18 protein-coding genes are annotated in these 23,307 nt (G+C 64.8%); 14 read left to right on the top strand and 4 right to left on the bottom strand.

Features of this window, described 5'->3' with window-relative positions; translation table 11 throughout:
* Positions 1 to 234: 234 nt before the first annotated feature.
* The 6 genes from LWF01_RS01130 to LWF01_RS01105 all read left to right on the top strand — a co-directional run bounded on the left by LWF01_RS01130 (position 235) and on the right by LWF01_RS01105 (position 7,870).
* The gene (locus LWF01_RS01130; protein ID WP_349639202.1) at positions 235 to 1,623 is read left to right on the top strand and encodes a GH1 family beta-glucosidase; all 1,389 of its coding nucleotides are present in this window, start codon (positions 235 to 237) and stop codon (positions 1,621 to 1,623) included.
* Complete coding sequence (locus tag LWF01_RS01125) at positions 1,620 to 2,417, top strand: TetR/AcrR family transcriptional regulator (protein ID WP_349639201.1); 798 nt, start codon at positions 1,620 to 1,622, stop codon at positions 2,415 to 2,417. The genes LWF01_RS01130 and LWF01_RS01125 overlap by 4 nt, the downstream gene beginning before the upstream one ends.
* A complete protein-coding gene (locus LWF01_RS01120) occupies positions 2,414 to 3,679 on the top strand; it encodes an MFS transporter (protein WP_349639200.1) in 1,266 nt (421 codons plus the stop codon). Before LWF01_RS01125 ends, LWF01_RS01120 begins: the two co-directional genes overlap by 4 nt.
* Positions 3,676 to 4,905: an alanine racemase gene (locus tag LWF01_RS01115; protein ID WP_349639199.1), complete on the top strand. Its 1,230-nt coding sequence runs from the start codon at positions 3,676 to 3,678 to the stop codon at positions 4,903 to 4,905. The genes LWF01_RS01120 and LWF01_RS01115 overlap by 4 nt, the downstream gene beginning before the upstream one ends.
* Positions 4,902 to 6,224 carry a D-arabinono-1,4-lactone oxidase gene (locus LWF01_RS01110; RefSeq protein WP_349639198.1) on the top strand — a complete coding sequence of 441 codons (1,323 nt, stop codon included), beginning with the start codon at positions 4,902 to 4,904 and terminating at the stop codon, positions 6,222 to 6,224. The genes LWF01_RS01115 and LWF01_RS01110 overlap by 4 nt, the downstream gene beginning before the upstream one ends.
* Positions 6,225 to 6,460: 236 nt before the next feature.
* Complete coding sequence (locus LWF01_RS01105) at positions 6,461 to 7,870, top strand: aldehyde dehydrogenase family protein (RefSeq protein WP_432762035.1); 1,410 nt, start codon at positions 6,461 to 6,463, stop codon at positions 7,868 to 7,870.
* Positions 7,871 to 8,037: 167 nt separating this feature from the next.
* On the opposite strand, the gene LWF01_RS01100 is transcribed toward LWF01_RS01105, so the two are convergent.
* From LWF01_RS01100 to LWF01_RS01090, 3 genes are read right to left on the bottom strand one after another with little or no spacing between them, the layout of a single operon-like run.
* Entirely contained in the window at positions 8,038 to 9,486 is a 1,449-nt protein-coding gene (locus LWF01_RS01100; protein ID WP_349639196.1) for a YlbE family protein, read from the bottom strand.
* Positions 9,486 to 11,189, bottom strand: a complete 1,704-nt coding sequence (locus LWF01_RS01095) for an AllF/FdrA family protein (protein WP_349639195.1) — start codon at positions 11,187 to 11,189, stop codon at positions 9,486 to 9,488. Before LWF01_RS01095 ends, LWF01_RS01100 begins: the two co-directional genes overlap by 1 nt.
* 13 nt (positions 11,190 to 11,202) lie before the next feature.
* Positions 11,203 to 12,390: an oxamate carbamoyltransferase subunit AllH family protein gene (locus tag LWF01_RS01090; protein ID WP_349639194.1), complete on the bottom strand. Its 1,188-nt coding sequence runs from the start codon at positions 12,388 to 12,390 to the stop codon at positions 11,203 to 11,205.
* A 143-nt stretch (positions 12,391 to 12,533) separates the two neighbouring features.
* Here LWF01_RS01090 and LWF01_RS01085 point away from each other — a divergent pair, with 143 nt between their 5' ends.
* Both LWF01_RS01085 and LWF01_RS01080 read left to right on the top strand, forming a co-directional pair.
* Positions 12,534 to 14,417, top strand: coding sequence for a PucR family transcriptional regulator (locus tag LWF01_RS01085; protein ID WP_349639193.1), 1,884 nt, complete (start codon positions 12,534 to 12,536; stop codon positions 14,415 to 14,417).
* A 360-nt stretch (positions 14,418 to 14,777) separates the two neighbouring features.
* On the top strand, positions 14,778 to 15,458 hold the full coding sequence (locus LWF01_RS01080) for a pyridoxamine 5'-phosphate oxidase family protein (protein ID WP_349639192.1): 681 nt from the start codon (positions 14,778 to 14,780) through the stop codon (positions 15,456 to 15,458).
* An 88-nt stretch (positions 15,459 to 15,546) separates the two neighbouring features.
* Here the strand turns inward: LWF01_RS01080 and LWF01_RS01075 are convergent, their stop codons facing one another.
* On the bottom strand, positions 15,547 to 16,233 hold the full coding sequence (locus tag LWF01_RS01075) for a GNAT family N-acetyltransferase (protein ID WP_349639191.1): 687 nt from the start codon (positions 16,231 to 16,233) through the stop codon (positions 15,547 to 15,549).
* Here LWF01_RS01075 and LWF01_RS01070 point away from each other — a divergent pair.
* The 6 genes from LWF01_RS01070 (at position 16,232) to LWF01_RS01045 (ending at position 23,227) form a co-directional block, all read left to right on the top strand.
* The gene (locus LWF01_RS01070) at positions 16,232 to 16,411 is read left to right on the top strand and encodes a hypothetical protein (protein ID WP_349639190.1); all 180 of its coding nucleotides are present in this window, start codon (positions 16,232 to 16,234) and stop codon (positions 16,409 to 16,411) included. The two genes, LWF01_RS01075 and LWF01_RS01070, sit on opposite strands and share 2 nt — an antisense overlap.
* A 164-nt stretch (positions 16,412 to 16,575) precedes the next feature.
* The gene (locus tag LWF01_RS01065) at positions 16,576 to 18,027 is read left to right on the top strand and encodes a uracil-xanthine permease family protein (RefSeq protein WP_349639189.1); all 1,452 of its coding nucleotides are present in this window, start codon (positions 16,576 to 16,578) and stop codon (positions 18,025 to 18,027) included.
* Between the two features lie 111 nt (positions 18,028 to 18,138).
* Positions 18,139 to 19,221, top strand: coding sequence for an FAD binding domain-containing protein (locus LWF01_RS01060; RefSeq protein WP_349639188.1), 1,083 nt, complete (start codon positions 18,139 to 18,141; stop codon positions 19,219 to 19,221).
* 6 nt (positions 19,222 to 19,227) lie between these two features.
* Positions 19,228 to 19,866: a (2Fe-2S)-binding protein gene (locus LWF01_RS01055; RefSeq protein ID WP_349639187.1), complete on the top strand. Its 639-nt coding sequence runs from the start codon at positions 19,228 to 19,230 to the stop codon at positions 19,864 to 19,866.
* On the top strand, positions 19,863 to 22,544 hold the full coding sequence (cutA, locus tag LWF01_RS01050; protein ID WP_349639186.1) for an aerobic carbon-monoxide dehydrogenase large subunit: 2,682 nt from the start codon (positions 19,863 to 19,865) through the stop codon (positions 22,542 to 22,544). Before LWF01_RS01055 ends, cutA begins: the two co-directional genes overlap by 4 nt.
* On the top strand, positions 22,541 to 23,227 hold the full coding sequence (locus LWF01_RS01045; RefSeq protein WP_349639185.1) for an SRPBCC family protein: 687 nt from the start codon (positions 22,541 to 22,543) through the stop codon (positions 23,225 to 23,227). The genes cutA and LWF01_RS01045 overlap by 4 nt, the downstream gene beginning before the upstream one ends.
* Positions 23,228 to 23,307: the final 80 nt, after the last annotated feature.

The following is a 23,307-nucleotide window of genomic DNA, read 5'->3' as shown; positions in this document are numbered from 1 at the left end:
CCCACGCCCGAAGTAGCGCCTGCCTTTCCCACGCCCGAAGTAACCTCCCGCCCTCCCCACGCCCGAAGTAGCGCCTGAAGTGGCGCCCGAAGTAACCACCCGGAGTCGCAAAATCTATTGACTGGGACGATCGTCCCACATAGAGTTGCCACAATCTTCTTACGTTCCCCGGAGCCGCACGACCACAAATCGTGCAAGTAAGAAGTCGTGCAACCACAACGAGGTGCGTGTGCCGTGACAGCTTTCAGCCCGCAGGACAAAACCGACCTTCCCGACTTCCCGGTGTTCCCAGCCGACTTCCGTTGGGGCGCGTCGACCTCCGCATTCCAGATTGAGGGTGCCCTCGACGAGGATGACCGCGGCGAATCCATCTGGGATGTCTTCTCGAACGCGGACGGAAAAATCATCGACGGATCGACCGCCGCCATCGCGGCAGATAGCTACCACCGCTACCCCGAAGACGTGGCACTTCTGGACGGTCTCGGCGTCTCGGACTACAGATTCTCGGTGGCCTGGCCTCGAGTACAGCCTGCGGGCTCCGGTGCTGTGAACCTAAAGGGCCTGGACTACTACGAGCGACTAGTCGACGAACTGCTCGCCCGAGACATTGCTCCCATCCCAACCCTCTTCCACTGGGATCTGCCGACGCCAGTCGAAGATGCCGGAGGCTGGCTCAGCCGGGACACCGCCTACCGGTTTGCCGACTACGCGGGCCTGGTCGCCGACCGGCTGGGCGACCGGGTAGCCCGGTGGATCACCCTGAACGAACCGGCGATGACCACTCTGCTCGGCTACGCCACCGGCCGTCACGCCCCGGGCCGGGCCCTGCTCTTCGAATCGCTTCCGACTGCCCATCACCAGCTGCTCGGCCATGGACTGGCGACATCCGCCCTCCGCGAGCGCGGCGTGCGGGAAGTCGGGATAGCCAACAACCACACCCTGGTCGTAGCCGCCTCGGATTCCGAGCCGGACCGGCTGGCGGCCGAAGGCTACGACATGATTTACAACCGGGTATTCGCCGATCCGCTGTTACTCGGTCGCTACCCGGACCTCACCGCGTTCGGCTTCCCCGAGTTTCCCGGCCTGCGACCGGGCGACGTCGACATCATTGCAACGCCGCTGGACTTCTACGGCGTCAACTCATACAACCCGACCCGGATTGGCGCACCGGCCGCCGGATCAGAAGCCGCGGCACTCGGCCTGCCTTTCGATGAGGTGCCGTTCGATGCCACCGAGGTGACCGGATTCGGCTGGCCGATCAAGCCCGCCGCACTTACCGAATTGCTGGTCAAGCTGACGGATCGCTACCCGGACGTACTGCCCCCGATCGTGATCACCGAGAATGGCTGCTCCTTCCCCGACCGGCCGGAGAACGGCCGAGTCGAAGACACCAGCCGGATCGGCTACCTGGACGGGCATATCCGCGCGGTGCACGAAGCATTGCGACGCGGTGCCGACGTGCGCGGTTACTATGTGTGGTCGCTGCTCGACAATTTCGAATGGGCCGAGGGATACACTCAGCGCTTCGGCCTCTACTACGTCGATTTCAGCACCGGCGAGCGCACGGCCAAGGCGTCCGCGGACTGGTTTCGCGAACTAATTGCGGCGAGTCGGCAATCATGACCCGGCTCAAGGTCGCAGACCGCCGAGAGCTGCTGATCGATGCGGCGCTGCGGCTGATCGAGCGCAAGGGCGTTGCCGCCGCGAGCACCCGGGCAATCGTCGCCGAGGCCGGGATGTCGCTGGCGAGCTTCCACTACGCCTTCGAATCGCACGACGAGCTGATGGCGCGAGTGGTCATCCGGGTGACGGCGTCGGAATCCAATGCGGCCAGGGCCTCTTTCACTCCCGGCACCTCACTCGAACAGACGCTCGAGGGCTGCCTCACCGCATTCCTTGACGCGGTGGTCGAATGTCCGGAACGGGAGCAGGCGATGATCGAGCTGACGCAGCATGCGCTGCGAACCGCCGGCCTGGGACAGCTGCCGGCGCGACAGTACGCGGAGTACTACTCCGCGGCCGAGCAGATGTTAACCGCCGTCGCCAGCCATATCGGCTGCACCTGGCGACTTCCGCTGCCTGAGCTCGCCCGCTTCGTTATCGCGTTGACCGACGGCATCACGCTGTGCTGGCTGGCGACCCGTAACCGGGATGCTGCCGAGACAATCGTAAGGCACGCCGCGTCCGCCATCGCCACGCACGCAACGCCTGATGCCGACCCCACCGCCACTGCCCGCGACTCCGCCACGCACACAGCCGCCGCCCACGACTCCGCCACGAACACAGCCGCCGTTGCCCGCGACTCCGCCACGCACCCAGCCGCCGTTGCCCGCGACTCCGCCACGAACACAGACCCGACCGCCGCCGCTGCCGGCGGCTCCGCGTACGCGGAGCCAACCCGGCAATCACCATCATGACCAGCACTCAACCTGGGACAAGTTCCGCACTGGCGGTGCCGATTACAAAGGTCGGCGCCCGCTGGATCGTGCTGTACTTTCTGGCCTGGTTCGCGATCTGGATCGCCCAGCTCACCCCCACCCAGTTACTGCTGCCGGAACAGGTCGATGCCCCGAACGGGCCGGCCCTGTGGACCGACGGCGTGATCTACTTCAGCCTGGTGTTTGCCGGCGGCGGGGTGGCCGCCATGATCACCGGCCCGATCACGGGTGCGCTGTCCGACCGAACGCTCTCCCGCTTCGGCCGGCGCCGGCCGTGGATGTTCAGCGGGCTGCTGATTGCGGCACTCGGCGTGGCGAGCCTCGGTTTCGAAACGTCCGTTCCCGCCATCGCGGTCTCGTGGGTTGTTGTCTCGGTCGGAATTTGCATGGCATCAGCTGCCTATATGGCATTGATAGCCGATCAGGTACCGCTGCACCAGCGCGGCTTCGCCTCCGGAATCATCGGCTCGACACAGGCGATCGGCGTCATCGTCGGCGTCGGACTTGTCGTTCTGCTCTCGCTGTCAATCCGCGATGGTTACCTGCTGATGGCCGGGCTGTTGCTCGCCGTCGGCCTGCCCACCGTGGTCCTGCTGCCTGACGCGCCATTGCCGGCGATCAGCCAACCCGCGTTCACGTTCCGCCGGATTGTCGCTGGAATGTGGGTCAGCCCCGTCAGGTTCCCGAACTTTGCCTGGGTCCTGCTCAGCCGCGCATTGGTCAACACGGGCAACGCACTCGGCACCGGCCTGCTGCTCTATTTTCTGATCTACGGGCTCGGCGACGCGGATGCCGACGACCACCTATTGCTGCTCATCTCGGTATATACGGTCTTCGTGGTGATCGCGTCGATCGGGGGCGGCAAGCTCTCGGACCGATTCGGCCGCCGACGTCTTTTCATTGTCGTGTCGGCCATTCTGCAGGCGTTGTCCTCCATCCTGTTGGCAGCGATGCCGAGCCTCGGCACGGCGCTGTTCTCCGCGGCGCTGCTCGGCCTGGGATATGGCTGCTTCTGTTCGGTGGACCTCGCTCTGGCCACCGAGGTACTTCCCGCCGCCGAGGACCGCGCCAAGGACCTCGGCATCATGAACATCGCGGCGATGGCGCCGCAGGCTTTCGCACCGATGCTCGGCGCCTGGCTGGTCGCCATCACCGGCGGATTTTCAATGCTGTTTCTTGCCGGCGCCGTGTTTTCACTGTTCGGCGCCGCGGCGCTGGCGCCAATCCGGAGGACTACATGATGCATATACCCGAGACCGCCCCGGCCAGCAGGCCATGGCTCGATGCCACCCGGTACTGGCCGACGCACAGCCGCGCGACGGCACAGCTGCCTGCTCCGCTCGCTGTGCTCGACCTCGACGCCTTGGCACACAACGCGCACGACATGCTCCGCCGGGCAAACGGGATGCCGATTCGGCTGGCGAGCAAGTCGGTGCGGGTCGATGCCGTGATCGACGCTGTGCTCCGGCTGCCTGGATTTGCCGGGATTCTGGCCTTCACCCTGCCGGAGGCATTGCGGTTGGCCCAGCGGCACGAGGATGTCGTCGTCGCCTACCCGACGGCCGACCGTGAGGCAATCGCCAGGCTGGGGGCATCCCCGCGACTCGCCTCCCGGGTGACTCTTATGGTCGACTCCCCGGACCACCTCGACTTGGTTGACGCAGTCATTCCTCCGAGGAACCGGCCCGACATCCGGGTGGCACTTGAACTCGACGCCTCCTACGTGGTGCCGATGCTGCCGCGGATCGGAGTCTGGCGGTCACCGATCCGCAGTGCAACGCAGGCCGAGCGGGCCGCGCGGGTAATCGCCTCCCGGCCAGGCTTCCGGTTGGTTGGCGTGATGTCCTATGAGGCGCAGATCGCCGGACTGGCCAACCACCCCAAGGGGCGTCCGGCTTACGGCGCCATCGTCACGGCGCTGCAGCGTGCATCGTGGTCGGAGCTGGTCGAGCGGCGGGGCGCGGCGATTGCCGCCATCCGGAACGTCAGTCCGCTCGAATTCGTGAATGCCGGCGGCACGGGCTCGCTTGAGCGCACGTCATCGGACCCCTCTGTCACGGATGTCGCCGCCGGCAGCGGCTTGTTCGGTCCGCACCTCTTCGACAATTACAGCCAGTTCAGCCCAGCGCCGGCATTCTCCTTCGCGCTCGATGTCGTCCGCAAACCAACCCGGGATATCGCCACGCTGCTCGGTGGTGGCTGGATCGCCTCCGGACCGCCCGCCAAAGACCGGTTGCCGCAGGTGGCCTGGCCCAGAGGGCTGAAGATGATCGCCACCGAGATGGCCGGAGAGGTGCAGACCCCGCTGACCGGAGCCGGCCGGCTCGCTGCGGGAGACCGGGTCTGGCTGCGGCATACCAAGGCCGGCGAACTGTGCGAGCACGTTAACGAGATAGTCGTGGTCAGCGAAGGCGACATCGTTGACCGGGTTCACACCTACCGCGGAGAGGGCTACGCATTCCTATGACCACGACAACCAACGCCGGTCCGCCGGCCTTGTGGCGTAACTGGGGCCGCAGCGTGGCCGTCACGCCCCGGCGGATCGAGCGGCCGGGCAGCACCGCCGATGTTCAGGACATTTTGAGCCGGTCCCCCGGCGATTCGGTCAAGGCGATTGGCACCGGACATAGTTTTTCCGCCATCGCCGAGGCGGCTGGCGTCCAACTGGTGATGTCCGGGATATCCGGTCTCGTCGACGTCGACCGTGGATCCAAACAGGCGACATTCCGGGCAGGCACTCCGCTGCACCAGGTCGGCAAACTGCTCCAGCCATACGGCCTGGCGTTGGAGAACATGGGCGATATCGATCGGCAGACGATTTCCGGCGCTTTTTCGACCGGCACCCACGGCACCGGAACGACATTTCGTGGGCTCGCCGGCCAGCTGCGCGCGGTTCTGCTGGTGACTGCGGACGGTCAGGCTCTGCCGGTCAGTGCCAGCGACAACCCGGAGCTGTGGCCCGCGGTTCGCCTAGGTCTCGGAGCGTTGGGGGTCGTCACCGAGCTGACCGTGCAGTGCGTTGACGCCTTTGTGCTTGAGGCCACCGAACGTCGGGAACCGCTGGACGAGGTGCTGGAAAGCTTCGCCGAACGCAGTGCGGATGTAGACCATTTCGAATATTACTGGTTCCCGCACACCGGCGCAGCGCTGACCAAGACCAACATCCGCCGTCCGGCCGATACGCCAACCCGACCGCTCAGCCTGGCCGGCAAGTGGCTGGACGAGGAACTGCTGGCCAACGGTCTCTTCTCGCTGACCTGCCGACTCGGGGTCCGGGCACCAGGGCTGACGCCACGAGTGAATCGCCTGGCCGCCCGGCTGACCGGGAGCCGATCCTTCAGCGGCCCGTCACACGACGTATTCGTGTCGAACCGCTCGGTCCGTTTCACCGAAATGGAATACGCCGTACCGCTGGGCAATGTCAGCGAGGTAGTACGCCGGATCCGCGAGCTGATCGAACGCAAGCGCTGGAATATCTCGTTCCCGATCGAGGTGCGATCCGCCGCGGCGGACGACATCTTGCTGTCCACTGCCTTCGGCCGGTCGACTGGGTACGTGGCTGTGCATCGCTACTTCCGTGAGCGTCCGGATGAGTACTTTCAGGCGGTCGAGAACATTTTCCGGGAGTACGGAGGCCGGCCGCATTGGGGGAAGCTGAACTATGCCAGCACCGACTATCTTGCCGGGGTCTACCCTCGCTTCGAGGACTTTCTGCGGGTCCGCGATCGGCTCGACCCTGCTCGGAGGTTCGGAAACCGATACCTTTCCAGGGTGCTGGGCGATTGAGGCGGGCCGCAGTCCGCAGTCCGGCTTGCGTCGACGTTACGGGTCGCGCGCCACGTCCGCAGTGCGCAGTCCGGCTTGCGTCGACGTTACGGGTCGCGCGCCAGCGCCGCAGTCCGCAGTCCGCAGTCCGCAGTCCGCAGTCCGCAGTCCGCAGTCCGCAACCATCATGAAACTCAGCGATAGGTTCACAGGTTATGAATCAGCCAATCCCGGTACCGGAACTTCGAAGGAACGCCATGCAGCATGAAAGGTCGCAGACCGCCGATCCGCAGGCAGTGGTCTCCGCGCTACGCGCGGGATTCGGGACCGGACTGAGCCGCCCGGTCGCCTGGCGAATAAGACAGCTCAAGGCCCTGCGCCGAATGTTGATCGAACGTCGGACCGACTTCGAGCGGGCGCTGCAGGACGACCTCGGCAAGAACGCGACGGAAGCCTGGCTGACCGAGGTTGGCTTCACGGTCAACGAGATCGACCACACGCTCCGGCATCTGCGCGGCTGGCTCAGGCCGCGGCGGCGACGGGTGCCTCTTGCGCTGCAACCCGCCAACGCTCGCACGGTGTTCGAGCCGCGCGGTGTTGTTCTGATCATCGCTCCATGGAACTATCCGCTGCAATTGCTGCTCACTCCGCTGGTCGGGGCGCTTGCCAGCGGTAACGTCGTGCTGGCGAAGCCGAGCGAGCTGGCCCCGGCTACGTCGAGCGCAATCGCCAGGTGGTTGCCGGAATACCTCGATCGGCGGGCGGTTCAGGTTGTTGAGGGCGGCGTCGCTGAAACCACGGCGATACTTGAGCAGCGGTTCGACCACGTGTTCTACACCGGCAACGCAGCAGTGGGGCAGATCGTGATGGAAGCTGCGGCGAAGCATCTGACTCCTGTCACCCTGGAACTCGGCGGAAAGTCCCCGGTCTACGTCGACGACTCCGCCGACATCACGGTCAGCGCCCGAAGGATCGCCTGGGGGAAGTTCATGAATGCCGGCCAGACCTGTGTTGCGCCGGACTACGTCCTGGCCAGCGCCGCGGTGCAGGCCAGGCTGGTACCCGCGCTCGATGCCGCCATCCGGGAGATGTTCGGCGACGATCCAACCACGAGCCCGGACTTCGGCCGGATCATCAACGAGCGAAATTACGATCGGCTGACCGCGCTACTGCCCGAACATTCGGCAATTGGCGGGCAGGCTAACCGGGAAGCACGCTACATTGCGCCAACGGTGCTTCCGGATGCCGACCCGTCATCGGCCGCAATGAGCGCGGAAATCTTCGGCCCCATCCTGCCGCTGGTTACCGTGGACGGCGCCGAAGAGGCTGTGCGATTCATCAATTCCAGGGACAAGCCACTTGCCCTCTACCTGTTCTCCAACCGGCGCGATGTCCGGAAGAAGTTCGTCCGGGAGACGTCGTCGGGCGGCATCGTGATCGGCGCGCCGACCATGCATCTCTCCGTGTCGCAACTGCCGTTCGGCGGGGTGGGACACAGCGGGATGGGCAGCTATCACGGCGTGCATTCGATCGAGGCCTTCTCGCACCAGAAGGCTGTGCTGACCAAACCGCTGAATCCCGACACCCTCCGACTGGTCTATCCGCCGTTCACGAAGTTCAGGGACACCGTCATTCGCCGGTTCATCGCGCCGGACCGCCGGAAGTAGCCGACCGAGCGGCACCCGGTCGCGCCGCCGACCCAATGCGCTGTCTCGGGCCGACATTTGCGGCAGCTAGCCGTCCCGAAGGCCCTGAAATCGCTCACATTGTGAGATGTCCAGGGTTACTGGCGAGTCAGCGGCCGCAATTGTCGAACCCCGCGGCTTAATTTCGGCTAGATGTTCTCCGCCAGGGCGTGAATAGCTTCGGTGAAGCATTGCATCGGCGGGTTGACCAGCCCGGCCCCGACCTGGCCGGTGCCGGCTACCCGGCCGGCGATTCCAGTGTTGATCTGCGGCAGGATCTGGCTGCGCACCACCTGCAGCACGTCGATCCCGAACGGAACGCCGCGAAAGCCCATCGAGGCGATCTGCAGCACCGGATGCTCGTCAGCCGTGATCTGATACATCCTGTTGGTCGCGTCAACCGCGGTATTCGAGTCGCCGCCGATGAAGGCAACGATCGCCGGCGCTGCGGCCATCGCGAAACCGCCGATTCCGGCCGTCTCGGTGATCGCGGAATCACCTATGTCTGGATTCGCGTCGTCCGGGCCAAAATTCCCCAGGAACAACCCCTCGGCAACCTGCGCCGGGCCGGTGAACCATCGGTCACCGGTGCCGGAGACCTGGATGCCGAAGTCAGTACCGTTGCGGGCCATCGCCACCACAATCGTCGAACCGGGCACATCGCGCCCGGCATCCATCGCCAATTTGCACTGCGGCATCACCAGGTTGAGGTAGAAGTGGTCGTTGACGTTGCAGAACCGGACGACGTCGGCAACGTCAGCCGGGTTCGCACCAAGATCGAGCAGCTCGGGAACCAGTTCACGGACCAGCATCATGGTTCCGGCGCGATTGCGATTGTGCCCCTCATCGCCCATCTGCAGCATCTGCGCGGTGATACCGCGGATGTCGATAGGTCCGGCCGGCGTTGAGTTCCGCTGCCGTACGGCCTGCTGCAGGAGGGGACCGACGATGTCTTTCATCCAGTTGAGCCGTTCGATCACTTCTCCGCCATAAGCGCCGTAGCGCAGCACCTTGCCCAACCCCTCGTTCAGCGAGCAGTACGCCTTACGACCTGAACCCGGGTCGACAAGTTCGAACATCCACATGCTCGGGCTGACTACCCCAGCCATCGGACCCACCGTGTTGTGGTGATGGCAGGCGTCGAGCACTATCGGCTTACCGGAATCCAGCTCTCCCGTCACAAGCTGTGCCTCGGCGTGTTCAGGCGAGCTGGCGAGCCCCTCGAAGAGCATCGCGCCGATCAGCGCACCCTTCATCGGCCCGGATGCGCGGTCGAAGGTCAGTGGTGGCCCCGCGTGCAGAAAGGTGCCTGGTTCGAGGCCGAGCACCTCACTCGCCGGCCGGACGTCGGCCAGCACGGCGCCTGCTGCCTTCATGGCGGCCAGTGCCTGCTCATTGGCTCGGGCACGGCGCGGATCGGCGGCCACCCCGGCGACGGCATCCGCCACTTTTTCGGCCGGCGGCCGCCAATCCACGGCGCGAACAGCCACTCCCTGCTGGGCAAGCGCCTCATCGAATACCTTAACGCCGGCGGTGACCACCGTTGCCGGTCCGGCCAGGAGGTCGGCGACGGATGGGACAAAAGTCGGCTGAGTCATCAGCGTTCTCCTTCGACTGACTGGGTGCCGGCGCCAGCTGAAACTTGCCGATGGCCTGCATCTTGCCGGGGGCCTGCATCTTGCCGGTGGTCTGCGACTTGCCGGTGAACTAGGAGCTGCACGGCGGCCCGGGCCGCCTGCGCGTTGGACAGGTACACGTGGGCACCGGCCGCGCTCAGTTGCTCAGCCTGCCGGGACAAGTTCTGCGGATCCGTGGCGGTGCCAATCAGCGCGATCACGACGCCAAGATCATCGCGCGCCGCCAGAGTTGCCTCGATGGCAGGCCGGTACTCGCCCGCCGGGTCGTCGGCTGCGCCGTAGCCGAGCACAACGTCAAACAACACTACGCCGACCCGGGTATCGGCGGCCGCGTCGTCCAACAGGTCCAGCCGAAGCGAGGCGTCGATCATCGGGTGCGCCCGGCCGGACGTCAGGGTGTCGTCACCGAGATCGACGATGCTGTGACCGTTCTGGTTGAACGCCGTCTTCAGGTCGCTTGCCCCGGCGAGCTCAAGGTGTGGCCAGGAACTGTCGAGCGTGACGTTTGAGGCGATCGGGCCGAGGGTGCGCCCCGCTATGGCGAGCGCCTCGTCGCACAGGGTGCCGCCCGCATACAGCCCGCGCAGCAGGGTACCGGAGGGAGTTTTGGATCCGGTTTCCGAGTCGTCGGTGCCCGGCGTGGCATCGACGAGTGCCGAGCCGTCGATCCTCGTCGCGCTCCCTGGCAGCTCTGGGTCCGAGTTCGACACCGGATTCCAGCTCGGCCATTCCGGCACCTCGGTGCCCAAAAATCTGCAGACGTCCTGCACTGCCTCGCTGAGGTCCGGTTGGTCCGGCCCGAGTACCGCCCATATCAGGGGCTGGCCGAGGTCTGCCGCCCTCACCCGAAGCGATTCGAGCACGGCAGGATCCGCGGGTTTCGACACCACGACGATGACCTCCGTCTCCTGATCGGCGGCCAACACATCGAGTGCCTGGAGAGCGCCCCGGCCGGCGACCCCTGCGCCGAGGTCACGCCCGCCGAGGCCGATACAGTGCCGGACGCCGATCGACGCGGCATCCAGCAAAGCGAGCAGCTGCTGGGCGCCGGTACCCGAGGCAGCGATCACCGAAACAGGTCCTGGTCGCACTGCGTTGGCAAAACCAAGCCCGACCCCGCCGACGATGGCCGTACCGCAATCCGGTCCCATCACGAGTAGCCCACGTTCGCGAGCTGCTTCCTTGAGCGAAATCTCGTCCGCGATGCTGACATTGTCGCTGAACAGCATCACGTTGACACCGTTGTCCAGTGCGTCCCAGGCCTCGGCGGCTGCGTTCGGCCCGGGCACGGATATCAGCGCAAGTGGGGCCGGCACGTCCCTCAGCGCGGCGGACACCGTGCGAGGTGGTTGACGGTCGGCCCGTACCGCGCCGCTGCCATTGCGCTTAGCGCCTAACCGGCGCTCGATTTCGGCAACGGCGGTAGTGAAGACATCAGCGGCATGCGTACCTTCCTCGGCCTCGAGCGCAATCAGCAACTGGTCCGGACCGACGACTGGCAGGGTGAAACCCATCGTCGAGAGCACATCAAGGTTCAGCGGCGTGGCCATCGCGACCTGCGCCGCACGGATACCGGGAACCGCGGCGACGTCTTTGCTTAGCCGCAACAGCGTCACTGAATCGTGGTAGGAGCCGCTTCGGGCTTCTACGAAGGTCTCGCCCATGATGTCCTTTCCTTCATGCGCAGGTAGCAGGGGTGGCGTATGGTCCGGGTTGGTTGGAGAGGGCTTTCTCGGCGATCGCGAGCAGCCCGAGGGCAGTGGCTAGTCCCGAGGTGTGTCCGATGCTGAGCAGCCGCTCGAATGCGGCGTCGGTGTCTCGCCGGGTGCTCTCGGCCGTCAAGGTCCGAGGCGTCAGTGTGCCAGCCGTCAATGTCTCGACGGCGCGAATCAACTCGGGCGCGCAGTACCCCTGACTTGCCTCGTGCAGCAACCCCGCACTGACGATTGTGGTCCGGTCTGCGGCGGCCTCGGCCACCTCGGCGCCCAGCGAATCGAATGGCGATATCACGCTCGGCTTTGTCGCGCCTGCTGCTCCGGACGTGGACGCGCGCATTACATGCGTTGCCGGGGTCGAGCCGAGCACGCTCGTCCCGCCTACCGGGCATACCGGGTGGGCATCGTAGGTTGGGTAGGTTGAGCTTGCCGGGTGGGCCTCGCAGGTTGGGCTTGCCGGGCTTGCCGGGCTTGCCGCGAACGCTCGCAGCCCGAGCAGGAAGCCGGCCACCGCATCATCGCCTGCCGGGGTCGACCCCGGGCCGAGTCCGAGCAGCGTTAACAAGGCCGACCGGCAACCGTCGACATGGCCCGATGCCCAATAGTCGGCGGCGATGCCGATCTGCCGCCGGACGATGTCCAGTGCGGCTGATTCGAATCCCGCCAGGCAGAACTCTGGCGCCCGCGCATCGACGAGCCGCCGGAGCCGGTCGGCTGCCCGCTGGTCGACGTCACCTCGCCGGATGGACTGCGGCTGCCACCAGGAGTCCACTCGCACCATCGAGCTGAACAAGCCGCTTCCGGGACGACCATTTGAGCCATTCACCCAGCCTGCGCCAGCGAACCCGCCGCCGACCATGCCTGCACCAGCCACGCCATCGGACTCCGCGGACGGGACAAATCGCACTCGGGTGCCAGCCGGATACAGCATCGAGACATCTGCCGAACCAGGCAGCACGATGGACTTCGACGGCGGATAAGCACGACCGTTCACTATGGCGAAAACCTCACGGCCCGCCGTCCGCGCGTATGCCGCATTTCGGGAGGTAACGACTACCCGGGCCGAGGCCTGCCGGTCCACGAGCTGGCGAAGCCGGCTCGAAAACGCGGCTGGCACACTGTCAGCGCAGTCGACGGGAAGCGTATCCACGTGGATTCTCCACTCCCTCCGCTGCCGCAATCTGAACGGGCGCAGGACCGGTGCCTGCCATTTCCATCCCTAAGTTAGGCGACTCTTCTCGGGGCTAGTATGTAGAAAGTTGCCAAATATCAAGGGGACGGGACTGGACACAAATGGATAGTTCGGCGGCATTTGATCAGGATTTTGCCCCCGGCGCTAAGGCCTTGCTTCCGGACGATATGTCGGTTGCCGGCCTGCTGGCGACCGAAGCTCTGAGCGGTAGCGAGATTCTTGCCGGCAAGTCCGGAGCCGGTCGCGAAGTCTCCCGGTTCAACGTGATGGAAGTGCCCGACATCGAGCGGTGGGTCCGACCCAACGAATTGTTGCTCACCGCCGGATACGCCATTCGAAAGAACCCCAAGCGCCTGACTTCCCTGATAGCCGCGCTGCACGAAAAGGACGCTGCGGCAATCGGGATCAAGCTCGGCCGCTACATCGAGGAAGTCCCCCAGGAATCGCTCGATATGGCCGATACACTCGGCTTCCCGATCATCGCGATCCCCGCCGACGTGTCCTTCGACGATGTGCTGACCAAAGGTTCCATCGACCTGGCAAACCGCCATGTCCGAGTGATGAATTACGCCGAGAAGCTGCAGCGGCGCCTCGTCGATATCGTGCTGGCCGGCGGCGAGTTGCAGGCGGTCAGCAATGCCATCGCCCACGCCATGAACACCGGCGTCATGATGACGACTCCCGATGGTCGGCAGATAACTATCGCGGGAACCGAGGAGCAGATCGCTGCGATCCGCGATTCCTCCGCTCTCGACGGCACCGGCCGGCTGCGAACCGATGCGCTGGAAGGCGCGCTCGGCGTCCACCCGCTGCCCGTGGTCCGCCCGGCTGCCCACGGAACGTCAAGGTCCACCACCGAGGTGAAGCGGCAAACCCGCAGGGACGCCGGGACGGTGTCTGCGGCCCGCGACTCGTCGGGCGCTATGTCGGCCAGTGCAGAATCGGGCAGTGCAGAATCGGCCGGTGCAACGTCGGCCGGCGCAGAATCCGCCGGTGCAGCGTCGGCCTGTGTCGACTCGGTCGCCGTGGCGCCGGTGCTGGCCGGTCACGTCGATCATGGCCGAGTGGCGGCATTCGCTTTCGACCGCACGCTCGGCCAGGAGGACCTGTACGCGCTCGACCGGGCATCATCGGTTTGCGCGCTGGTGATTACCCGTGACCGGGCGGTGGCCGCCGTCGAGGAGAAGTACCGCGCCGATTACGTTCGCGATCTGCTGCTTGGCCGAGCCGGACCAGGCCCGCAGGCGGTAACGCACGCACGGAGTTTCGGTTGGGACCTGGACCGGGAGCTGACCGTCGTCGTTATCGAGCCGGACCCGGTGGATCAGGTCGATGAGCAGACCACTGTGCGTCGCCCCCTGGTGGAAAGACAAGCTCAGGCATTCGCCGGAGCGCTGCGCCACCGCGATGAAGGCGCAGCGGTTGCAGCGCTCACCACTGAAACCGTCATCATCATGGGTGCGGCCCACCGGGAGCAGACCACTCAGAAGGTCGTGGACCTGGTGGGAGTTGTGCGGGGCGATGGCGGCGGCGGGCGTCGGCCGTTCAGCGTGGGCATCAGCCGAAGCTGCGAATCAACCGAATCGATCCCGATGGCGTACTCGCAGGCCCGCACGGCGCTGAGGGTAGGCAGGCAGATCTCCGGCGGAGCGGCGGTCACGCACTTCGACGAGCTCGGCGTCTATCGGCTGCTGAGCCTGGTCGAGGATGAAGCGGAGCTGGAGTCGTTTGCTCGAGAGACCCTCCGGGAGCTTGCCGAGGACACTCCCGAGGCAACAGACCTGCGCCGCACTCTGGAACTGCTGCTGGCGACCAACATCAATGTCGCCGAAACCGCTCGTACCCTGCATTTCCACTACAACACGCTGCGCTATCGAATCAGCAAGCTGGAGCGGATGCTCGGACCGTTCACCAGCCAGCCGACGCTGCGTCTTGACTTGTCCCTGGCATTGAAGATCCTTTCGATGCGCGGCATTAATCGCTAGCAGTCGGACAACCCGGCCGCGTGGCACCCGCCGCGGCAGCCGAGCAAACCGCCGCAGCACTGCAGGCCGAGCGCAGCCGAATACCCCTGCCGCACTGCAGACCGAGCAAGCTAGCCAGACGGCAGGCCGCGCGCACTAGCCGGACGGCGACATGCAGGGAGACTGGTCGAGCTCCAAGAGCTCCAAGAGCTCCAAAGCTGCAAGCTCAGATTCGGCCGCGCCCACTAATTCCGCGGCGGTATCGGAAATCTACAACGTATATAGTGTCATCTAGCCGCACTACGCACTAGATCAGTCGCCAGAGGCGAGTTTGGTACCGGATCGACTCAATGATGAGAAGGGCACAACGGAGTGGAAGCCATGCGCACCGAGAAACTGCTGTCTGCCACGGAACGCACAAATCACCGTCGACTCCGGGAACAGGGAAGCCTCGACCCTGAGGATCTGCACTCGATTTTGCGTGCCGGGTTCATCTGTCACCTCGGCGTCGTCGTCCGCGGCAGCGTCATGGTGGTTCCCACGGTGTACGGGGCGACCGCAACCACTCTCTATATCCATGGTTCGGTGGCAAGCCGCAGTCTCGTGGAGGCTCCCGATGCCTCGGCGTGTGTCACGGTGACACATGTCGACGGGCTCGTGCTTGCACGTTCCGTCTTCGAGCATGGGGTCAATTACCGCAGCGCAATGATCTACGGCGTTCCACGCCTGGTCGAAGAAACGGAAGAGAAGCTCGAGGGCTTGCGCATTCTTACCGAGCAGAGTGCACCCGGCCAATGGGAGCATGCCAGGCAGCCCAACCGGAAGGAGCTGGCAGCCACCTCCCTGCTCGCGCTTTCCCTCGATGAGGCCTCGGTCAAGCTGCGGTTCGGCCCGCCGGATGACGGCGACAGCCCGGACGCCGAGGCCGGGATCTGGGCCGGGGTTCTCCCGCTGACGACCGCTTGGGGAGCACCACAGAACGCGCCCGAGCTCGACCCTGCGCTCACCGCGCCGCGTCATATTGCCGAGCGAAACGGAAAGCCGCTCGGATCGCGCGGCTAATCACGTACTCCCGTCGCTTACTTGAGCGGGAGTACGTCCAGAGCATTCTGCCCGTTACCTCGGCCAGAGGCCGTTAGTCCGGGCGTCGTTAGCCCCGTACGTTAGGACCGGCTGAAGTAGTGCGGTCCAGGCCGAGTAGTTTCCGAAACGGAGCCAGTCCCTGCACAGTGAGTTCGTATTCCGGCCGGACAAAAGAGTCGGGCGTCAGAACCAGGCGCTGATTGATCGCCAGCTCGTCGTCCCTGCGCTCGACTCGATCGGTCCCGTTGTCGCGATAGCCAACTTTGCGCGACACCGCGAGGGAGGCCGGGTTGTCGGTGAACGCCGCCGACGTGACCTCGGCAGCGTCCATATGGTCGAACATGAAGGCGCATATCACCTGACGCATCAGCGTTCCAATGCCCTTGCCGTGATGTTCCAAGCCAAGCCACGAGCCGGTCTCACCGGTGCGGGTGACTCGGTAGTCTTTCGTCTTGATTGCCTGACAGCCCACGATCACGCCGTCGAACCGGACAGCGGTTTCAAGCGCCCACGACTCTGGCTTCATCGCCGCGCGCTGCGACCAGTGGTACTGCAGCAGCCGGAGACGGACGTCTTCCGCCTCGCCGTCAGTCCAGGGAACGAAGAACGGCATCCGGTTCGGATCGTGCACGCCGGACTGCACCAGCCGGTCGAGAGCGAGAAAGTCACCGTCCTGGACCGGGGACAGAGTGAGCGGGCCGCAACTGATCTTCAGTCCATAGGGCGGCCACAGCTCTTCAAGCAGATCAGGCATGAAGCCCACCATACAATTCGCGCGGCTACTGGTTCTCGAACTCAGCGCACTTCGCGGCTACTGGTTCGCGTACCCTGCACCGATTTGCCACATCCGCGACGGAACCGGCACGACGGATGTGCAATCCAGCACGTCAGCCCGGCCGGTTGCGACAAAGTGCGACAAGTACCAGGCGTAGTGGTTGGCAAGTTTGTACCACGCGGGCGTCGAAAGCAGTCGGCTACCGTTCGAACCAGCTGGCCCGGTGATCGCCAGGCTGACACTGCACCTTCGAAGTCTTTAGGGATTCAGGCCCGCACAACACGGGCTGAGGCCAAATCCTCACGGGAGAAAGGCAGCGACATGCCAATCTGGAAGCTCCATGGCGATGGCAAGACGATCCGGCCAGGTGATGTAGTCGCTCCGAACGAGCGCCTGAGCTGGGGACGGACGGTGGGACTCGGCGCCCAGCATGTCGTGTCGATGTTTGGCGCGACGTTCGTTTTTCCCATCATCATGGGCCTCAACCCGCAGCTGGCAGTGATGCTCTCGGGCTTCTGCACAATCATCTTCCTGCTCATCGTCAAGGGCCGCGTTCCCAGTTATCTCGGCACGTCGGCGGCGTTCGTCGGCGGGGTTGCAGCCATTCGAGCGCAGGGCGGCACCTCGGCGGAAGTCACCGGGGCCATCCTGATCAGTGGTCTGGTGCTTGCCGTCATCGGCCTGATCATTCACTTCATGGGCGGTCGGGTGGTGTACAAGGTGTTGCCGCCAGTAGTCACCGGAGCCGTGGTGATGCTGATCGGTTTTAATCTCGCTCCTGTCGTCGCCAACACCTACTGGCCCCAGGACCAATGGGTCGCGCTGATCGTGATGGCGGCGCTGATTCTGATGAGTATCGGGCTGCGCGGCTTCCTAGGCCGGATCGCCATCTTCCTTTCGTTGGTTTTCGGCTACGTCCTGTCCTGGATTCTGGACCTGACAACCGGCCAAATCACCGCCTTCGACGCCGCCGCCGGCGAAGTGACAACGCATTTCAGGGTGAACTGGGATGGCGTGATGAGCGCCTCGTGGTTCGGCTTGCCGCCATTCACGGATGAGGCAAACGGCGTCGTGGGTATCCATGCGCCGTCCTTCAGCCTGGCCATGGTTGTTCTCGTGCTACCGGGCGTCATCGCACTCGTTGCGGAGAACGCCGGCCATGTGAAGGCGGTGTCCGAGATGACCGGGGCAGACCTCGACCCGATGATGGGCCGGGCAATCGCCGCGGACGGTGTGGCCACGGCCCTTGCCAGTTCGGTCGGTGGCTCGCCGACGACGACCTACGCGGAGAACATCGGCGTGATGGCCGCCACCAAGGTGTATTCGACCGCCGCATATGCCGCTGCCGCCGTGGTCGCCATCCTGTTCGGCTTCTCGCCGAAGTTCGGAGCGCTCATCTCTGCAACTCCCGGCGGCGTCCTCGGCGGGATCACGGTCGTGCTTTACGGCATGATCGGCCTTCTGGGCGCAAAGATCTGGCGGGAGAACAAGGTAGATTTCGGCAACCCGCTGAACCTCGTGCCGGTCGCTGCCGGCCTGATCATCGCGATCGGTGACACATCGCTGCAGTTCAGCGATCAGTTCTCGCTCAGTGGCATCTCGCTGGGGACCATCGTCGTAATCGTGATGTACCACCTCAGCCGCGCGATCGCGCCGAAGCACCTGCAGCCGGAGGCGGTCGGGGTTACCCTGACCGAGAAGGGTATCTACAAGGTCGACGACGGCGACACGCGTCCGGGTGTCGAGCCCGAGACGGACGAAAGGTCGCGCTAGTCCGGGTGTCGAACCGGAGACGGACGAAAGGTCGCGCTAGTCCGGGTTCGCATATTCGGCTAACTGAAGGCACTAAACGCAAGCACGTAAGCACAACGGCAGAATTTGGACATGAAACCTTCCGCATTGACCTACCATCGGCCGGAAAGCATCGCGGCCGTCTGCGATGTTCTGGCGCGCCTCGGCCACGAGGCCAAGGTGTTAGCGGGTGGTCAGTCACTTATCCCGATGCTCTCGATGCGATTGGCCGCGCCGGCCAACCTGATCGACATCAACATGCTGCCCGAACAGGACGGGATATCGATCGATCGGCACGGCGTCACATTTCGTGCGCTGGTTCGGCACTCGGCGCTGCTCGCGGATGACGACGCACACCAGGCCCAGCCGCTGCTTCGCCGGGCGTTGCAACTGGTCGCGCACCCCACCATCCGCAACCGTGGAACCACTGTCGGTTCCATCGTGCACTCCGATCCGGCCGCCGAGATGCCCGCGGTGCTCGGCCTGCTCGGCGGCACCGTGCGCGCCCAGTCACAGCGTGGCATCCGCGAGATTGCGGCTACGGATTTCTTCCTCGGTCCGCTGGAATGCGGTCTGGCCGAGGACGAGATTGCCGTCGCCGTCACCGTTCCTCGCCGGGCGCCGAACGAAGGCTCGGCGATCGATGAGATCGCGCGCCGACATGGCGACTACGCGGTGGCGGGGGTTGCGGCGCAGGTCCGGATCGTGGACGGCGTGCTGAGCACCGCCACGGCTTGCTACGTTTCCGCCGGCGAGCTTGGCACCCCGATGGATTTCACTGAGGTGCTTCGAGGGGTTGATCCAGCAGATGCCGACGACTCACGCTGGAACGCCGCCGGCGACCTGGCCCGCGACACGATCGAAACCGAGACCGACATTCACGCCAGCAGCAGCTACCGATCGCAGTTGGTAGCCGCGTTGACCGCCCGCGTGCTGCATGAGGCGGCTCGGGACGCGTTGCGTAACGCCGCAGCTCGGACGCAGCGCCCGGACGGCGACGCAGAGCCACGCGCGGACAGCGGTGCAGAGCCACGTGAAGACAGCGACACAGAGCCACGTGAAGACAGCGACACAGAGCCACGCCCGGACAGCGGCGCAGTCTCGCAATCCGCAGACGATTCGGCGTCCGCGTCGAATGCGACAGGGCGCTCCGGCACAACCGGCGGAACGAGGTAGGGCACTATGGCGGGGAAAACCACCGAACAAACGCTTGCCGAACTGTACGAGGAGACCGGCGAGCAACACCTCGCCGTGACGTTAACGTTCAACAAGGTGCCGCAGACGATCCTCGTGCCGTCACGCACACTGGCCTCGGACGCGATCCGGCATTACCTACGGAAGACCGGTACCCATGTCGGCTGCGAGCATGGAGTCTGCGGCGCGTGCACGATTCTGTTGAACGGCGAGCCGGTCAGATCGTGCCTGCTGCTGGCGGCGTCATTGCACGGCCAGGATGTCACCACGGTGGAAGGTCTCGCCGATCCCGACGGCACGCTGCACCCCGTGCAGCAGGCCTTCGTGGAATGCCACGGTTTGCAGTGCGGCTTTTGCACGCCCGGGTTCGTCACCACCATTGCCGCGTACCTCGAGAAGAATGATTCGCCAACGCGTGCGGAAGCCACCGAGGCCATCTCGGGAAACCTGTGCCGCTGCACGGGTTATCAGAACATCAAGGCCGCGGTGCTTCGCGCGGCGGAGATCCGACGCGAACGTGCAGGGTTATCCCCGCTCGGCGGGGATGACGAATTGGCAGCGTTGTCGCTGGACGACAAGGTCCGAGGAAACACCGCGCCGGTCGGAGGAAAGGGCGATCGGACATGAGTACCTCGACAACAACCCGAACGGAAACCACGAAAGCCGGGCCGGCAGCGAAAACCGGCACGAACTTCGGCCAGCCGATAGCGCGTTCCGAAGATGCCCGGCTGTTGGTCGGCGATGGACGCTACCTCGACGATCTCGGCCAGGATGCGCTGATCGTCGCATTTGTCCGTTCGCCCCACGCACACGCGAAGATCACCGGGATCGACATCGAGGCAGCCCTTGAAGTCCCCGGCGTCGTCGCGGTGTACACGTACGAGGATTTGCTCGACGACTCACCGGCCATGGCCGAGAACATGCCGCTGCTGATCCCGCACCCCAGCCTGACGCATGCCCGGACCGGCTATCCCCTCGCGCGCGACGAGGTGAAACACGTCGGTGAACCCATCGTGATGGTGGTCGCCAGGAACAGGTACATCGCCGAAGACGCCTGCGAACAGATCGGGGTGAGCTACGACTTCCTCACCCCTGTGGTCGGCCTCGAAACCGCGCGCGCCGCGAAGGATCTCGTACACCAGGATGTGCCGGGCAATGTCGCTGCGAACCTGCAACATGGTTTCGGCGACATCGATGCCGAGCTGAAGAAGGCACCGCACACCCTGACGCTGGACCTAGAAATTGAACGGTCGGCGTCGATGCCGATGGAAGGCAAGGGTGTTTTCGCCCGCTGGGACACCGATGAGAACTCGCTGACCTTCTGGACCTCCACGCAGACTTCGACCTCGGTCCGGGCAGCGATCGCCGCCCGATTGGGAATGCCGCTGAATAAGGTCCAGTGCATAGCGCCCGACGTCGGCGGTGGATTCGGCATGAAGATTATGCACCCCTGGCCCGAGGAGGTGATGGTGACCTGGGCGGCCCGACGCCTGGCACTGGCCGGTATCGCCAAAGAGGTGAAGTGGACAGAGGACCGCCGCGAGCACTTCATTTCGAGCGCACACGAGCGCGGACAGATTCAGCAGGTGACGGTCGGGTTCGACGACGACGGCCGGCTGCTCGCCTTCGACTTCACGTTCTGGCACGATCACGGCGCGTACATCCCGTACGGGCTGATCGTGCTGATCAACACCGCCACCCAGGTGCTCGGGCCCTACAAGCCCGCGGCGTTCCGAGTCAACGCCTACTCGCTGTATACGAACACCGTGATCGTCACGCCATACCGAGGTGCCGGGCGACCGCAGGGAGTCTTTGCGATGGAGCGCGCAATGGACGCGATCGCGCAATTCCTGGGCCTGGACGCGATAAAAGTGCGCGAGCGCAACTTCATCCGGCCGGATGAAATGCCGTACGACTTCCACCTCACATTCCAGGACGGTCGGCCGCTGATTTACGATACCGGCGATTACCAGGCCGGGATGGACAAGCTGAAGGAGCTGGTCGGTTGGAACACATTCGGGAAGCTCCGGGAGGAGGCACGCGCTGAGGGACGCCGGATCGGCATCGGCACCGGCACCTACGTCGAGGGCACCGGTCCGGGACCGTACGAGGGAGCGCACGTCGTCATCGAAACGTCCGGCAAGGTCAAGGCGGCGACCGGGCTGACCACCCAGGGGCAGGGCCACCAGACCACATTCGCGCAGATAGTTGCGGACGATCTCGGCGTTGCCGTGTCGGATATCGAAATAGTCACCGGCGACACCCGCCGCTTCGGTTACGCGGTCGGCACCTTTGCTTCCCGCGGAGCTGTGATGTCGGGCTCGGCCTTCCACGTCGCAGCCCAAATGGTCGCAGACAAGGCAAAGCAGGTGGCAAGCCAGGCACTGAAGATCCCGGTCGAACAGCTTGAGCTGCGCGGCGGGCACGTTTGCAGGGTCGGCGCCGAGCCCGGCGGAGTGGACAGCATTCCACTCGGCGTTGCAGCAGTACTGTCGAACCCGCTCCGCTACGCCTTCGATGAGGCATCGAAGCAGGCGACGCAATTCAGCACCGGCAACATCGACATGTCTAAGCCCCCGATCGCCGAAGGTGAGACGCCAGGGCTGGAGGCCACCGGCTACTATTCGCCGCCGCGCTCCACTTTTGCCTCTGGCGCTCATGCGGTGATCGTCGAGACCGACCCGATCACCGCTGAAATCACGATCTTGAAGTACGCCGTGGTACACGACTGCGGCAATGTGATCAATCCTCGTATCGTCGAGGGTCAGATTCACGGCGGAGTGGCACAGGGCATCGGTGGCGCTTTGTACGAAAAGATCGTCTACGACGAGCATGGTCAGATGCTCAACGCCTCCTTCATGGACTTCCTGCTGCCCTACGCGACGGAAGTCCCGGATCACATCGACACCGACCACACCACAACGCCATCCGGGCTCAATCCGCTCGGCATGAAGGGGGCCGGCGAGGCGGGCGTCATCCCGGCATCGGCTGCGATTGCGGCGGCGATCGAGGATGCCGAGGGTTTCCCGATTCGGACCATGCCGATTTCGCCGTCGGACCTGTTTGATTTGCGGCAGGCTAGTGAACGTGGCGAGCTACCGGCGATCCGTGCCGGTCGAGACGTTGAGGCAGCCCAGGTGTCCCAGTCCGGGCAGCCGGCGAGCGCGCATCGTGAACCGCACACACCACAATCGCCTGAGCCGCAAGCATCCCAACCGCACGGACCGCAGGCACCCCAAACGCCTCAGCCGCGGGCAGCTCAACCGCACGGACCGCAGGCACCCCAAACGAAGGAGAGTTCATGAAAATCGCCGGCTCGGCAAACCTGTCTGCTCCCCCTGCAGAGGTGTTCGATGCGTTGCAGGACCCTAAAGTGCTGGCGGCATCGATACCGGGAGTGCAGACCCTGCAACGGGTCAGCGACGACCACTACAAGCTGAAGGTCACCGCGGGCGTAGCGTCGATCAAGGGCAGCTACGACGGTGAGGTGACCCTCTCGGAGCAGGAACGACCGGAGTCGTTCGTGCTGACGGCATCGGGCGCCGGAGCGCCTGGAACCATCAAGGCGATCGTCAATGTGCGCCTGGCCGAAGAGGATGGCGGCACCCTGCTGAGCTACGACGCGGATGCCGTCGTTGGCGGAATGGTGGGCGGGGTGGGGCAGCGGATGATTACTGCCGTTGCCAAGAAGATGGCGGCGGTGTTCTTTACTACGGTCGACCACGTGATGGCGGACGGGATCCCGGAACCCGTGGACCCGGAAACGACCGGCAGCGCAGGCGCTTCCAGCGCTCCGGCAGCATCTGGCACAAGCTCGGAGACGGCATCCGCGCGAGCAACCCGAACCAGCAACCCACGCACCGCCCTTTCCGGGCTGACTGCTGCATCCGCAGGAACTACTGGCTTTCTCGCCGGGGCCGTCACCGGAGCCACGATTGCCTTGGCGGGGGTGCTGGTCGGCGGGTTGCTCGGCAGGCGACGCAGATGAATTGCGGGACTGAACTCCGAGACCGAACTGCGCGACCGAACTGCGGAACCGAACTGCGGAACCAGCCTGCTGGAATAGCC

It is taken from the genome of Saxibacter everestensis (genome assembly GCF_025787225.1).
Taxonomy (GTDB): domain Bacteria; phylum Actinomycetota; class Actinomycetes; order Actinomycetales; family Brevibacteriaceae; genus Saxibacter; species Saxibacter everestensis.
Note: the sequence above shows the minus strand (reverse complement) of the source record. Positions and strands in the feature narration are given on the sequence as shown.